We start from the raw sequence: 13,354 nt of genomic DNA, 5'->3' as shown, positions 1-13,354 counted from the left end.
TCAACCAATCCGGTCAGCAGGTGCAACGAGTAGCTTAATTTACGCCAGATCCTGTCCAAGAGTCGGGGAGTAGCTCACGGCCTCTTTGGATGGGAAGTCCGCGGCAATCAACGCTTCTCCGCGTGCCTCGAGGCGCTGAGGGGGCTCCCACTTCGTTCGGTGAGCCTGCAATAGTGCGGGGATTTCTTGGGGCTGAAGCTCGAGCTTTACCAATCTGAGGCTGCCGTCGTGGACTAAAATCGGCATGTTTAGGCACTGTCCCTGTAGAGTTCGTTTTGCAGATCATGAACTGCCTGCAGGTAGTCGGTTTTCTTGCCAAAGGCGCGCATGAGTTCAACCGGGGTTCCCATGTGAGAAAACGGGTTGATCTGGAGAATATTAGAGTCGTCGAAGTTTATCACTCCGTCGTCGGCGTATTTGTCGAGGAGCGCCTCGAGGACCGCCCGCGCCTGATCTCCGTAGCGGTTGAACGGGTCGCGTTTGCGCACGTTGTCGGCGCGCTCTTTGCGGGTGAGGGGCTTGGCATCGAACGCGACGTGCAGGACCAGGTCGAACGGATCAAGGTCCCGTCCAAGCTCTGCGCCAATAAGTGACAGATCGAGACCCTCTTCGGCCAATTCATCGAGAATGACTTGTTTGCGCTCTTCCGCGTTCCATCGGCGCAGGAAGTCATCGAGCCGCGCATAGCGACGGGTCAGATGTTTGCGGGTGAAATCGCGCAGGCTTTCCGTGATCAGCTTGCCGTCAGCATCGAGATACTCGACGCGCTCTTTTACGATCGTCGCCCCAATCCCGTCCACGTAAATTTTCTTCTGCGGACCCTTTCGACCATCGCCGCCCTCTGGGCCAGCGGGATCGTCGCTCCCCGGCCGCTCAATCAAGATCTCGATCTCTTCGCCGTTTCCATCTTCCGCGGGAGGGTCTTCGGGAGCACTGTCCTCCTCGGGAGGGGTGATCGGCTCGTCGGCGCCTGGTTCGTAGATCTGCACCGGATCGCCATCGAAATCGGGATCCGCGAAGTGATTGGTCGCGCCCCGGAAATCCATCAGCGTGAAATACAGCTTGCCAGTGTCCTGATGGACCCGCGTGCCACGGCCGACGATCTGTTTGAACTCGGTCATCGATCCAACCTCGCGATCGAGCACGATGAGGCGGCAAGTCTGGGCATCGACGCCGGTGCTGAGAAGGCGCGAGGTCGTGACGATGACCGGATAGTCCGCCTCGGGGTCGATGAAGTTGCTCAGCTCCGCCAAGCCTTCCTTGTCTCCGCCGGTAATTCGCATGACGTATTTCGCGTTTTTCCGCACGAGATCCTGGTTCTCGTTGATCAGCGCCTGGCGCATGCGGGCGGCATGCTCCTGATCGACGCAGAACACGATCGTCTTCTGCATCCGGTCGCCGCTCTCCTTGAGAAACTCGGTGACGCGTTTCGCGACGATCTTGGTGCGATCGTCGAGCACGAGGTTTCGGTCGAAATCCTTCGTGTTGTAGATCCGGTCCTCGACCTCGTTGCCGTCCCGGTCGAGTTGCCCTTTTTCGGGGCGGTAGCCTTCGATGTCGCGGTCGATATGTGCTTTAATCACCTTGTAGGGGGCGAGGAACCCGTCATCGATACCCTGCTTGAGCGAGTAGGTGTAAACAGGCTCGCCGAAGTAGTTCATGTTGGAGACGTATTCAGTCTCCTTCGGGGTCGCGGTCAGGCCGATCTGCGTGGCGCCCGAGAAATACTCCAGGATTTCGCGCCAGGCGGAGTCATCGGCCGCGCTGCCTCGATGACATTCATCAATGATGATCAGGTCGAAGAAGTCGGGTGATAGCTCTCGATAGATCTTCTGATGCTCTTCCGGGCCCGTCAGCGACTGATAGAGGCCAAGATAGATCTCGTAGGCCGTGTTGATCCGGCGCTTGCGATCCATCGCCAGTGGAAGGTCGATCTCAGTCCCATCTGCGCGCTCGATCGTCTTCGAGTTTGCCGAGAGCTTGGCCATCGCCCCGCCGAAGGGTCGGAAATCGTTGACCATCGTCTGATCGACCAGCACGTTGCGATCGGCGAGGAAAAGAATTCGTTTTTTCGCGCCCGATTTCCACAGGCGCCAGATGATCTGGAAGGCCGTAAAGGTTTTTCCGGTCCCCGTGGCCATGACAAGAAGAACGCGGTCCTGACCTTTGGCGATTGCTTCGACCGCAGCATTCACGGCGGTCATCTGGTAGTAGCGTGGTGTCTTGCCGTCGTCGAAATACCCTTGAAACGCGATTTGAGCCGCGACGTCGCTCAGACCTTTCCAGAGCCGGTATTTTCTCTCGAGTTCTCCTGGCGAAGGGAATTCATCGAGCGTCAGGTTGGTTTCGACTCGCGCGGCTTGGCCCGTCATGTCGTGGAACACGAAGCCATCGCCATTCGAGGAAAACGCAAACGGCACGTTCAACAACTGCGCATAGGTGAGGGCCTGCTGCATTCCATCTCCGAGCGCATGGCTGTTGTCCTTTGCTTCGACAACTGCGATCGGGATATTGGGCTTCAGGTAGAGGACGTAATCGGCCCGTTTTCCTTTACGTCGTCCGACCACCTTGCCGCGCACGATGATCCGTCCCGCTGTCAGAGTTTTCTCTTCGAAGATCTGGCTCTGGAGATCCCATCCGGCCCGCTGCAAAGCGGGTGTGATGAACTTGCTGCAAATATCTCTTTCGGAAAGCAAAATCGGCTCAACCAACTCAAAACAGTTTGGCAGCAGCCTACCGAAGGTTGGCGTCAGAGCAAGTTTTTTGCGTCTCCAACGTTCGCGGTGACCCAATCGGTCTTTGCATCACGGTTTCGATGGGCGAATTGGTAGAGGGCCTTCTCTCCTATGGGCCCCAGGGGCCCCAGATTTGCGTTTGAGCACAATTGTATCGCGACTGGTCGTTGGTGCGATGTTTGTCGATTTCATCCACGGGCTTCGAATTCGCGTCTCTGACGCTCCGCAGTCAAATTGCTGACTTTCGCGTTCTTTGCGTCCAGAAACGGATTTCTCAGCATGCTGGTATCAAAGTCGACGGAATTGACGGCAGATGCTTTGGCGGACAAGGAGAAACCGTCGCTGTAGTGGCGCATGTTGATGCCATTGTTCACATGCCCGAGGATCGCGCACCTCTTCTCGCCCGAGAAATCCTCGTCGACCATCGCTTGGTTGAAGCCTTTCCGAAACGAATGGAAGTCCATAAGCTCCCTGTAGAGCCCGTTTTCTTTCCTGAAATCCGTGAACATCTTCGTGAATACGCCAGAGAACTTGTTGCGACTTCTGCTTCTTTCGAGTCCTTCGAAAAGCCATGTCGCGCCTGCATCCCGGCGTCTTGCCAAGAGGTCAATAAGACCGAGCTCGATCAGACGGTCATGGATAGGCACCTCTCGCTTCGAGGACGCGGTCTTCGTGCTCTGTTGATCGCCATTGTTGACTGCAAAGAGGTGTTGGCTGTTGCGGTTCGAGAAGTCTTCGACTTTGAGTTGAAGAATTTCCTCGAGTCGTGCACCGGAGAAGACGCCGATCAAGCAGGCCCAGATTAGCGGATCTTCCGGATGATCGATGAAATTCTGGAAATGCGGTGTGCGAAAGAGTTCGGGGAGATGCTGCCCCCAGATTTTCCGGGTGCGATCGCCGTCGTTTTGCACGGCTGATTTGTGCTCCTCCGCCGACCAAATAACTTCGGTCATCGGGTTCGTCGAGACCGCGCAAAAGAGTCTCGCGAATTCGAATATCCGCTGAACTTCCTGCATTTTTCGGTAGACGGTGTTGGCCGACATGGTCGGTGCGCGTTCGCCTTTGAGGCGGAACTCGATCTGCATCTCATTATTGCCTTCCGCTACAAGCTTGCGTCGTTGCGGTGCAAGCCTCGCTTTTTCGTCTCGCTCGAAGTTCTTCACGACCTCTTCAGGGTGCATCGTCTTGTGAGTGCTTGATTTTCCATAGGTGGACGGCAAACGAACCACCAGATTGAAGAAATCGATACAGTCATCTTCATCAATGTCCGAAATCTTCCGTTCTCCGAAATACGCAGAAAAAAGGCGAGCCGTGGAGGTCTCGTTCTCCATCTGCTGCGGAGTCCGCTCCTCTTTTTTCATCGTAACATCGCGTCGTCTGTTCAAGCTCTTGCCTGCCTGACGGTGCTTCAGAAACAGATCTGCAATTTGCGTTGCCGAAAGGTCGGGGCTGAGGTCGTCTGGCTTGCTCTCTGAATTGCCTCTGGAGGCCTTCGCCTTGTCGCGCGATGAAGGCGGCTCGCGACGGCTCTCAGAGCTATCCTGCGGGCTCGGCGCTTGCGATGGGGCGTCTGTTGAGGTGGATGAAGCCTTGTCCGCGGTGGTGGTTGCCGGCTCCGCGGATTTTTCCTCGACTGAGGGTGTTGAGCTCGAGGGAGCGGCCGTTCTGTCTTGAGTATCCCGACCGCTTGTGACGGTAAGGTTCGCGGCACGCCCGGCTGTCGTGATGCGATTGCTTGTGCCATCGCTCGGCTGGATTGCAAGGAGCCTTTCGAGGGCGGCTGAATGTTCGGGAGAGCGATCGACGTGCGGGGATTCATCGGCGCCCCGCACGGCGGATCGGAAGAACATCGAAGGTGTGTTGAACTCGCCGCGATCGCGTCGCGCAATTTCCTCGGTGGTGTCCATCAATGCGCGGGTGGTCTCGTGGGCGAGCTCTTGCCAGGCTTCGGTCCCTTCCTGGACCTCAATGCCAAGCTTCCCGAGCATATGCTGGATCGGGTCGCGCACGACGTCGTAATTGCGCAGCAAGATTGCTTCACGCAGCGTCTCCGTAGCCGCTGCGAGTTCGCGTTGCTCGCGTGCGGCATCCGCGGGGCTGCGCGGCAAGCCGATTGCACGGCGCCGGTCTTCGTCGCGCAGTTTCCACTGCACAATCCCCGTGACCACCTGTTCCATGTCCGTGTGAAGCATCGGACTGACCCTCGCGAATTCGAATGCGAGATCCGTCAGCCGTGTGATGAGCAGGGCCAGCGGTCTCGCGATAGCTGGGTCATGTGTATGCATGGAAAATCGAAGTATGAAAGTTAGGTCAAACCTGTAGCAGGCGCTCGGGACGCGCCTTCGCCAGAAGAATCCCCCGCTTCGATACTCGAGATATGGGATGCCGCTCCGTCTGCTCATCGCTCCGTCTCCCGGGCGCGGCTCCGTCGGTCCGTGCCCCAAATGTGCCTCGGAGCGTGCCGCGTTTGTGCCTTGGGGAAGCCGGAAAAAAGAAAGCCCAGAGCGAACTCTGGGCTTTTCTCTTTGAAATCAGTCTCTTGCTAGAGATTTGGCTCCGGCGGTAGGGATCGAACCTACGACCAATTGATTAACAGTCAACTGCTCTACCGCTGAGCTACGCCGGAACATGTGAGGGTGTATATGAATCTCGAATTGGGATGTCCAGAGGGTTCTGGCGAAAAAATTCAGGCTTTCGTCACGTCAGCGAAAATAGCGCCTCTGGGCGCAGGTCGGGCGCGGCGGTGACTTGGTTTTGCACTGACATTTCAACGAGATGCGCGAAGACGTTGCGTTCGGCTGCGGGCAGGAGGGTTGCGGGGACGTCGGTGTAGATCGCGCGGGTGAGGCCCTGCGGGGTGGCGGGGCGCTCGGCGAGGGCGCTTCGGATCTGCTCGGTGCGGGCATCGCGATGCGCGCGCTGACTCGCGATCAGGGTCTGGGGAGCAGTCACCGGACCGCCATGGCCGGGATAGAGGATGCGCGGGCTCTGCGCCTCGATCCGCGCGAGCGAGCGGTAATAGTCGCCCAGATCGCCGTCGGGTGGCGAGATAAGCGTCGAGGACCAGCCCATCACCACATCGCCGGTCAGAAGCGCATCGCCCATCGCGAAGCTCAGATGGTTGCAGAAATGGCCGGGCGTGTGCAGCGCGGTGAGCGACCAGTCGCCGTGGCTCAGCGTCTCGCCGTCCTCAATGAGGATATTCGGGTCGAAGGCGTGATCGACGCCTTCGCCGCCGCCCGCATGGCCGCGCGCCGCGAGTTCCGCCATCACAGGTGCGCGCCCGGCTTCGGGCGGGCCGAAGGCGAGGATCGGCGCGCCCGTGGCCTCGGCCAAGAGCCGTGCGCCGGGGGAATGGTCGAGATGCGCATGGGTCACGAGGATATGGCTGACACGTTCACCCGGCGCGAGCGCGTCGAGCAGCGCCTGCAGATGGGCAGGATCGGCGGGGCCGGGATCGACCACCGCGACCTCGCCTGTGCCGATGACATAGGTGCAGGTGCCGGTATAAGTCATGGGGGACGGGTTCGGAGCCACGATCCGACGCAAGCCGGGCTGCAATTCTTCCATCTTTCCCTCCATCGCGGCCATCGTTAGGGTTCTGGCATGAAATTTCGCTGGCTGAAACAGATGATGCCGCGCGGGCTTTATGGGCGAGCCGCGCTGATCCTGATTCTGCCGGTGGTAACGATCCAGCTCGTGGTCTCGGTCGTCTTCATTCAACGCCATTTCGAGCGTGTCACCCAGCAGATGACCGAAGGGATGGTGCGCGAGATTGCACTGCTCGATCAGGTCGCGACGGATGCGCCGACGGCAGACCTCGCGCGCGAGCGGCTTGATGTGCTCGACAAGACGCTGAACTTCACCTCGCAATTCCCGGCTCCGTCTCATCTCGCCTCGCAGCGGGGCGATATACGCAGCTTCTTCGATCTGACAGGGATCGTGGTGATCTCGACGCTGCGGGCGAACCTGTCGCAGATCCGCTCCATCGATCTCGACAACACCACCAACTCCGTGCGCGTGGTGCAGGAGACGCCGAAAGGGCCGCTGGCGGTGACCTTCGCGCGCAGCAGGGTTTCGGCGTCGAATCCGCACCAATTGCTCGTTCTGATGGTCTTTGTTTCCATTCTGATGACGCTGATCGCCTATATCTTCCTGCGCAATCAGCTGCGTCCGATCCGCAGGCTGAGCCATGCGGCGGAGGAATTCGGCAAGGGGCGCAACCTGAATTACCGCGTCTCGGGGGCGACGGAGGTGCGCGCCGCGGGCCGCGCGTTCCTCGATATGCGCAACCGGATCGAGCGGCAGATCGAACAGCGCACGCTGATGCTTTCGGGTGTCAGCCACGATCTGCGCACGCCGCTGACTCGTCTGCGGCTCGGACTGTCGATGATGGAGGAGAATGACGAGGTCCGCGCGATGGAGCGCGACGTCGACGAGATGGGGCGCCTTGTCGATGCGTTTCTCGAATTCTCGCGCGACGGGGCGTCGCATGGCGAGCCGGAAACGCTGCCGATCTGCGGCTTCGTTACAGGCGTGGTGGAAGACATGCGGCGGATGGGGCGCGATGTGACGCTGGTCGATTGCGACAGCGAGGAGGAGGCGACCTTCCGCCCCGATGCGCTCAAACGCGCCTTGGCGAATCTGATCGGCAACGCGGTGCGCTACGGCACGCGCGCGGAGATCACCGTCTCTATCGCGCGCACGGGGTGGCGAATCGCGGTGCATGATGACGGGTCGGGCATCCCGCCCGAACGCCGCGAGGAGGCGATCCGGCCATTTACCCGGCTCGACCCGGCGCGCAATCAAGATCGCGGGCAGGGCGTCGGATTGGGGCTTTCGATCACCGCCGACATCCTGCGTCGCCATGGTGGATCGCTGAAACTCGGGCGATCCGAACGGCTTGGCGGCCTGATGGCCGAGATGATCCTGCCGCGCTGAGCGGCTACACGTTCGATCACGCGCGCGCACGAACCGCTCACGGCAGCGAGATCGCCTCTTGCGGCCTGTCCCGGGGCCACGCATTGTGACGGGTGAGTGACATGCCCTAGTTGAATGGATGCCTCACGGCTCCTAGATATTGGGTTGAACAGGGGAGGGACGTGGTCGCCGAAAACGGGGCCGGACCCTCCTGCCAAGAGAGGAACGCCGATGACCGAATTTAGCTCTGTCACCCATCCGGTCCTGCCGCTGCGCGACATCGTGGTTTTCCCCCACATGATCGTGCCGCTCTTCGTCGGGCGCGAGAAATCCGTGCGCGCACTGGAAGAGGTGATGGCGGAGGATCGTCAGATCTTGCTCGCAAGCCAGGTCGATCCGTCGCAAGACGACCCCGATACGGACGGGATTTTCCGCGTTGGTGTGCTCGCCAACGTGCTGCAACTGCTGAAACTGCCCGATGGCACCGTGAAGGTGCTGGTCGAGGGCAAGAGCCGCGTGCGCATCACCGATTTCGTCGAGAATGAAGACTATTTCGAGGCGAATGCCGAACCGCTGATCGAAACCGAGGGCGACGTGGAGACCATCCGCGCGCTCCTGCGCTCGGTCGCCGAGGAATTCGAGCGCTACGCGAAGATCAAGAAGAACATCCCCGAAGAGGCGCTCTCGGCCGTGGCCGATGCGACCGAGGCGGACAAGCTGGCCGATCTCGTTTCGGGCCATCTGGGGCTGGAAGTGGCCCAGAAGCAGGAGCTTCTGGAAACGCTCGACGTCTCCGAACGGCTGGAGCGAGTCTACGGGCTCATGCAGGGCGAGGTCTCGGTTCTCCAGGTGGAGAAGAAGATCAAATCCCGCGTGAAAACGCAGATGGAGAAGACCCAGCGCGAGTACTACCTGAATGAGCAGATGAAGGCCATTCAGAAGGAACTCGGCGATGGCGAAGACGGCCAGAACGAGATCCTCGAGCTCGAAGAGCGCATCGAGAACACCAAGCTCTCGAAAGAGGCCAAGGAAAAGGCAGAGGCCGAGCTGAAGAAGCTCAAGTCGATGTCGCCGATGTCGGCGGAAGCCACCGTCGTGCGCAACTATCTCGACTGGATGCTGTCGATCCCGTGGGGCACCAAATCCCGCGTGAAGAAAGACCTCAGCAAGGCCGAGGCCGTGCTCGATGCCGATCACTACGGTCTCGAGAAGGTCAAGGAACGCATCGTCGAATATCTCGCGGTGCAGGCGCGCTCGGCCAAGCTGAAAGGCCCGATCATGTGCCTCGTGGGTCCGCCCGGCGTGGGTAAGACCTCGCTCGGCCGGTCTGTCGCCAAGGCAACGGGGCGCGAATTCATCCGCATCTCGCTGGGCGGCGTGCGCGACGAATCCGAGATCCGCGGCCACCGTCGGACCTATATCGGCTCGATGCCCGGCAAGATCATTCAGGCGCTGAAGAAGGCGAAAACCACGAACCCGCTCATCCTGCTCGACGAGATCGACAAGATGGGGCAGGACTTCCGTGGCGACCCGGCTTCGGCCATGCTTGAAGTGCTCGACCCCGAGCAGAACGCGACCTTCGTGGACCACTATCTCGAAGTGGAATACGACCTGTCGAACGTGATGTTCCTGACGACGGCGAACTCCTACAACATGCCGGGCCCGCTTCTCGACCGGATGGAGATCATTCCGCTCGCGGGCTACACCGAGGACGAGAAGGCCGAGATCGCCAAGCAGCACCTGATCCCGAAGCAGATCAAGGGTCACGGGCTCAAGAAGAACGAGTTCGAACTGACCGATGGCGCGCTGACCGACGTGATCCGCTACTACACCCGCGAGGCGGGCGTGCGGAACCTCGAGCGTGATATCGCGAAGCTCGCCCGGAAAGCAGTGACCGAGATCATCAAGTCGAAGGGTGCGACCAAGCACATCACCGTCGATGAGGCGAAGGTGGGCGATTACCTGGGCGTCAAGAAGTTCCGCTACGGTCTGGCCGAGAAGGAAGATCAGGTGGGCGTCGTGACCGGCCTTGCCTGGACCTCCGTAGGCGGCGACCTGCTGCAGATCGAAGCTCTTCGCCTGCCGGGTAAGGGTCGGATGAAGACCACCGGCAAGCTGGGCGACGTGATGAAGGAATCGATCGACGCGGCGTCCAGCTACGTCCGGTCGGTTGCGCCGCAATTCGGCATCAAGCCGCCGCGCTTCGAGAAGTGGGACATCCACGTCCACGTCCCGGATGGTGCGACGCCGAAAGACGGGCCCTCTGCGGGTCTGGCGATGGTGACCTCCATCGTGTCGGTGCTGACCGGTATTCCGGTGCGCAAGGATATCGCCATGACCGGCGAAGTCTCCCTGCGCGGGAACGCGATGCCGATCGGCGGCCTGAAAGAGAAACTGCTCGCGGCGCTTCGCGGCGGGATCACGACCGTCTTCATCCCCGAGGAGAATGAAAAAGACCTCGCGGATATCCCGGACAACGTGAAGGAGGGGCTGGAGATTGTGCCGGTCACTCACGTTCGCGAAGTCCTCGCCCGGGCGCTGGTTCGCCAGCCCGAGCCGGTCGATTGGGACGAAGAGGCCGAAGAGGCGGCAGCCGCTGCCGCCGCCGCGGCCAAATCGGACGGGCAGGGCGCTACCGCGCACTGATCGCCTTTGAATTGAAATCGAGAACGCCCGTCGCATATCGCGGCGGGCGTTTTTGCATCTGAGGGCATTTGCACGTAACCTCCTTTTATTACGGTCAAAAAAGGAGCCGCTATGGCCAAGAGCCAGAAACCGAAATCGACCCGCAAGCCGCCCGTCACCACGCCCGAAGCGCCGCCGGCCTCCGCCGCGACGCTCACGCCCGCCACACCTGATCCGGCGCCTGAGCCGAGCGAGGCGAAGGGGCTAGTGCGCAAGAGGAGCTTCGTGGATCGGGTGATGGTCGAGGCCGGCGTGAAGCGCGGCGAGGCGAAGGCCATGTCGGAATCGGTCCTCAAGGTTCTGGGCGAGGCGCTCTCGGAAGGCGAGGAACTCAGCATCCCGCCGCTCGGCAAGCTGAAGATCAACCGCCAGTTCGAGAAGAACGGCGACGAGATCCTCGTGGTCAAACTGCGCCGCCCCTCGGGCATGCTCGAAGCGGTCGCGGCAGAGACGAATGCGGGTGGAGATTACCCCGCGCAGGACGGTGGAGATTTCGACGAAAACCCTCTTGCGGAGCCAGAAGAGGGGCGCTAAAAGCCCGCCACGGAGGGCGATTAGCTCAGTGGTAGAGCGCATCGTTCACATCGATGATGTCGGGGGTTCAAATCCCTCATCGCCCACCATCTTCCTACGAAGGCGCGTCTTGAATAGACGCGCCTTTGTCGTTTTCCGGTTAGTTTTCTGCGCCCTGCGGCGTCAGATTATGGGCCAGACAGCACGCCAGAGATGCGCGCCCCATGCGCAAGATGCGGAGGATGCGATGACCGAGACCACGCCGATGTCCGACGCCCGGCCCGACGAGGTGCTGCGCGTCTCCGATTGCCCGGACTGGCTGTATCTGCTGCGGGAATTCGACACGCTCTACCGGCACGGCTCGGCAGGCGGCAGCCGCCTGATCCGCAGCCATCGCAAACGGGTGCGCGATACGCTCTCGCAGATCATCGACACCAATCCCCCGGTGACGCCGCGCCAGCCGCAGCCGAAACCGGTGACAGCACATCTGTCGCGGGCGCTCGATCTGGGCGAGCGCGGCGCGGTCGCGGGAATGGCGCGGGCGCTCTCGCGTGTCGCGGGACAGCTGACATGGGAATACGGCTACGAAAAGGTGCCGAAGGCGCTGGCGCGCAAATATGCCTATTGCGAGGTGCTGGGCCCGCGCGGGCCGGTGGCTTCCGATCGGCTGGTGCTGGGATTCGTCCTCTTCGCGCCGCGCACGACCTATCCCCAGCACAGCCATAAGGAGATCGAGGAGAGCTATATCTCGGTCGCGGGTCCGTGGTCGGAGAACGATACCGCCGTGCATGCCCCCGGCTCGCTGATCCTGAACCGTCCCGATCATGAACACCGCATCACCACCGCCGATCTCGACCCCTGCCTGCTGGCCTATGCCTGGGTCGGACCGGAAGCGCGGCTGACCGCGCCGGGGATGAAACTTTCGTCGAACCGCAAGGCGCGGATGCGCGAGGGCATCTGAGGTCTTGATCCCCGCGCAAGGCGGAGCTAGAGGAAGGGCCGGGGGCGGTTAGCTCAGTTGGTAGAGCGCTTCGTTTACACCGAAGATGTCGGGGGTTCGAGCCCCTCACCGCCCACCATTCCCCCTTAAGTATAACGATATCAAAGTCTTGCGCCTCGTTGCGCGGCCGCGCTCAGATTCTGTTCGCGCATGGCTCTATGATATGCGCGCCACGATGCTACCTTTCCTTCAACCACAGGAAAGGAGCGCCTCGATGAGCTGGAACCCCGCCCTCGACCCCGAAATTCCGATCGGTGATGCCGTCGACGCCATTGAAACCGTTATCGCGCCGCGCGCGCGCGACCTCGGCGGCTTTGAGGTGCGTCGCGCGCTGCCGTCCGCCGCGCGGCAGATGATCGGCCCGTTCATCTTCTTCGACCAGGTCGGCCCGGTGGAATTCCTCTCGGGCCAGCGTGGCATCGACATCCGCCCGCATCCGCATATCGGCCTCGCGACCGTGACCTACCTTCTGCAAGGCCGCCTGCATCACCGCGATTCGCTGGGCACCGATCAATGGATCACGCCGGGCGCGGTGAACTGGATGAATGCGGGCTATGGCATCACCCATTCCGAGCGCACCGACGGCAAGGTCCGCGACACCGGCCAGCATCTCGCGGGCATCCAGACCTGGGTCGCGCTGCCCGAGGAACAGGAAGAGGGGCAGGCGGCGTTCAAACATGTGGGCGCCGAGGCGCTTCCCGAACTGCAGGCCGAGGGCAAGACCGTTCGGCTCGTGCTTGGCGATGCCTGGGGCGCGCATGCGCCGATCGATCTGCCCTCCGAGATGTTCTACGCCGATGCGAATCTCGATCCGGGCGCGCAGCTCCCGCTGCCCGACAATCACGAAGATCGCGGCGTCTATGTGCTGCAGGGCTCTGTCACCGTGGCGGGCGAAACCTATGAGGAAGGCCGGATGCTGGTCTTCCGCCCCGGCGACCGGGTGTCGCTGAAAGCGGGCGGGCAGGGCGCGCGGCTGATCGTGCTGGGCGGGGCGACCATGGGCGGCCCGCGCTATATCTGGTGGAATTTCGTGGCCTCCTCGCGCGACAAGATCGACGCCGCGAAAGAGGCATGGCGCGCGGGCGACTGGGCGCACGGCCGTTTCCAGCTGCCGCCTGCCGACGATGCGGAGTTCATTCCCGCGCCGGAGCGGTGATTGCAGCCGTTGAAGAGGGGGCACTGCCCCCGACCTTCGGTCTCCCCCGGGATATTTCTGCCAAGAGGAAGCAGAAAGCGCATCTCATCGGGGCGCGTGCGGGCGCGATAAATAAGGGTCGCGGGCGCGCACTGAGGAGCGGCGAATTGCTTGCCCGAACGGCAGGTGAAAATTCGTCGGATTTTTGCTCTCAGGCCGCTTGACGGGGGCAGGTCGCCCGCGTAATACCCTCCCCACGCTCGGACGGCGATCCGGGCAGATGATGCGAGCGGTTGTAGCTCAGTTGGTTAGAGTACCGGCCTGTCACGCCGGGGGTCGCGGGTTCGAGCCCCGTCAACCGCGCCA

General features: G+C 61.3%; 8 protein-coding genes and 4 tRNA genes. 8 read left to right on the top strand and 4 right to left on the bottom strand.

The features are described from left to right. Positions 1-248: 248 nt before the first annotated feature. The 4 genes from BMI89_RS20290 to BMI89_RS20275 form a co-directional block, all read right to left on the bottom strand. Positions 249-2,792 carry a DEAD/DEAH box helicase family protein gene (locus BMI89_RS20290; RefSeq protein WP_246832091.1) on the bottom strand — a complete coding sequence of 848 codons (2,544 nt, stop codon included), beginning with the start codon at positions 2,790-2,792 and terminating at the stop codon, positions 249-251. 131 nt (positions 2,793-2,923) lie between these two features. Next, positions 2,924-4,927, bottom strand: coding sequence for a tyrosine-type recombinase/integrase (locus BMI89_RS20285; RefSeq protein ID WP_168176856.1), 2,004 nt, complete (start codon positions 4,925-4,927; stop codon positions 2,924-2,926). Between the two features lie 359 nt (positions 4,928-5,286). Continuing rightward, positions 5,287-5,361, bottom strand: a tRNA-Asn gene (locus BMI89_RS20280). 71 nt (positions 5,362-5,432) lie between these two features. Beyond that, on the bottom strand, positions 5,433-6,305 hold the full coding sequence (locus tag BMI89_RS20275; RefSeq protein ID WP_246832090.1) for an MBL fold metallo-hydrolase: 873 nt from the start codon (positions 6,303-6,305) through the stop codon (positions 5,433-5,435). Positions 6,306-6,341: 36 nt separating this feature from the next. Here BMI89_RS20275 and BMI89_RS20270 point away from each other — a divergent pair, with 36 nt between their 5' ends. The 8 genes from BMI89_RS20270 to BMI89_RS20235 all read left to right on the top strand — a co-directional run bounded on the left by BMI89_RS20270 (position 6,342) and on the right by BMI89_RS20235 (position 13,354). Next, positions 6,342-7,676: an ATP-binding protein gene (locus BMI89_RS20270; protein ID WP_078572580.1), complete on the top strand. Its 1,335-nt coding sequence runs from the start codon at positions 6,342-6,344 to the stop codon at positions 7,674-7,676. Between the two features lie 210 nt (positions 7,677-7,886). After that, positions 7,887-10,301 (top strand): endopeptidase La, encoded by a 2,415-nt coding sequence (gene lon, locus BMI89_RS20265; RefSeq protein ID WP_078547181.1) that lies wholly within the window; start codon positions 7,887-7,889, stop codon positions 10,299-10,301. 111 nt (positions 10,302-10,412) lie between these two features. Beyond that, positions 10,413-10,874 (top strand): HU family DNA-binding protein, encoded by a 462-nt coding sequence (locus BMI89_RS20260; protein WP_078572579.1) that lies wholly within the window; start codon positions 10,413-10,415, stop codon positions 10,872-10,874. Positions 10,875-10,888: 14 nt separating this feature from the next. Then, positions 10,889-10,963 (top strand) — tRNA-Val (locus BMI89_RS20255). Between the two features lie 137 nt (positions 10,964-11,100). Further along, positions 11,101-11,814: a dimethylsulfonioproprionate lyase family protein gene (locus BMI89_RS20250; RefSeq protein WP_078572578.1), complete on the top strand. Its 714-nt coding sequence runs from the start codon at positions 11,101-11,103 to the stop codon at positions 11,812-11,814. 42 nt (positions 11,815-11,856) lie between these two features. After that, positions 11,857-11,932, top strand: a tRNA-Val gene (locus tag BMI89_RS20245). A 135-nt stretch (positions 11,933-12,067) separates the two neighbouring features. Then, positions 12,068-13,009: a pirin family protein gene (locus tag BMI89_RS20240; protein ID WP_078572577.1), complete on the top strand. Its 942-nt coding sequence runs from the start codon at positions 12,068-12,070 to the stop codon at positions 13,007-13,009. A 268-nt stretch (positions 13,010-13,277) separates the two neighbouring features. After that, a tRNA-Asp gene (locus BMI89_RS20235) sits at positions 13,278-13,354 on the top strand.

Origin of the sequence: Thioclava sp. F36-7, assembly GCF_002020075.1 — a bacterium.
Lineage (GTDB): Bacteria > Pseudomonadota > Alphaproteobacteria > Rhodobacterales > Rhodobacteraceae > Thioclava > Thioclava sediminum.
Note: the sequence above shows the minus strand (reverse complement) of the source record. Positions and strands in the feature narration are given on the sequence as shown.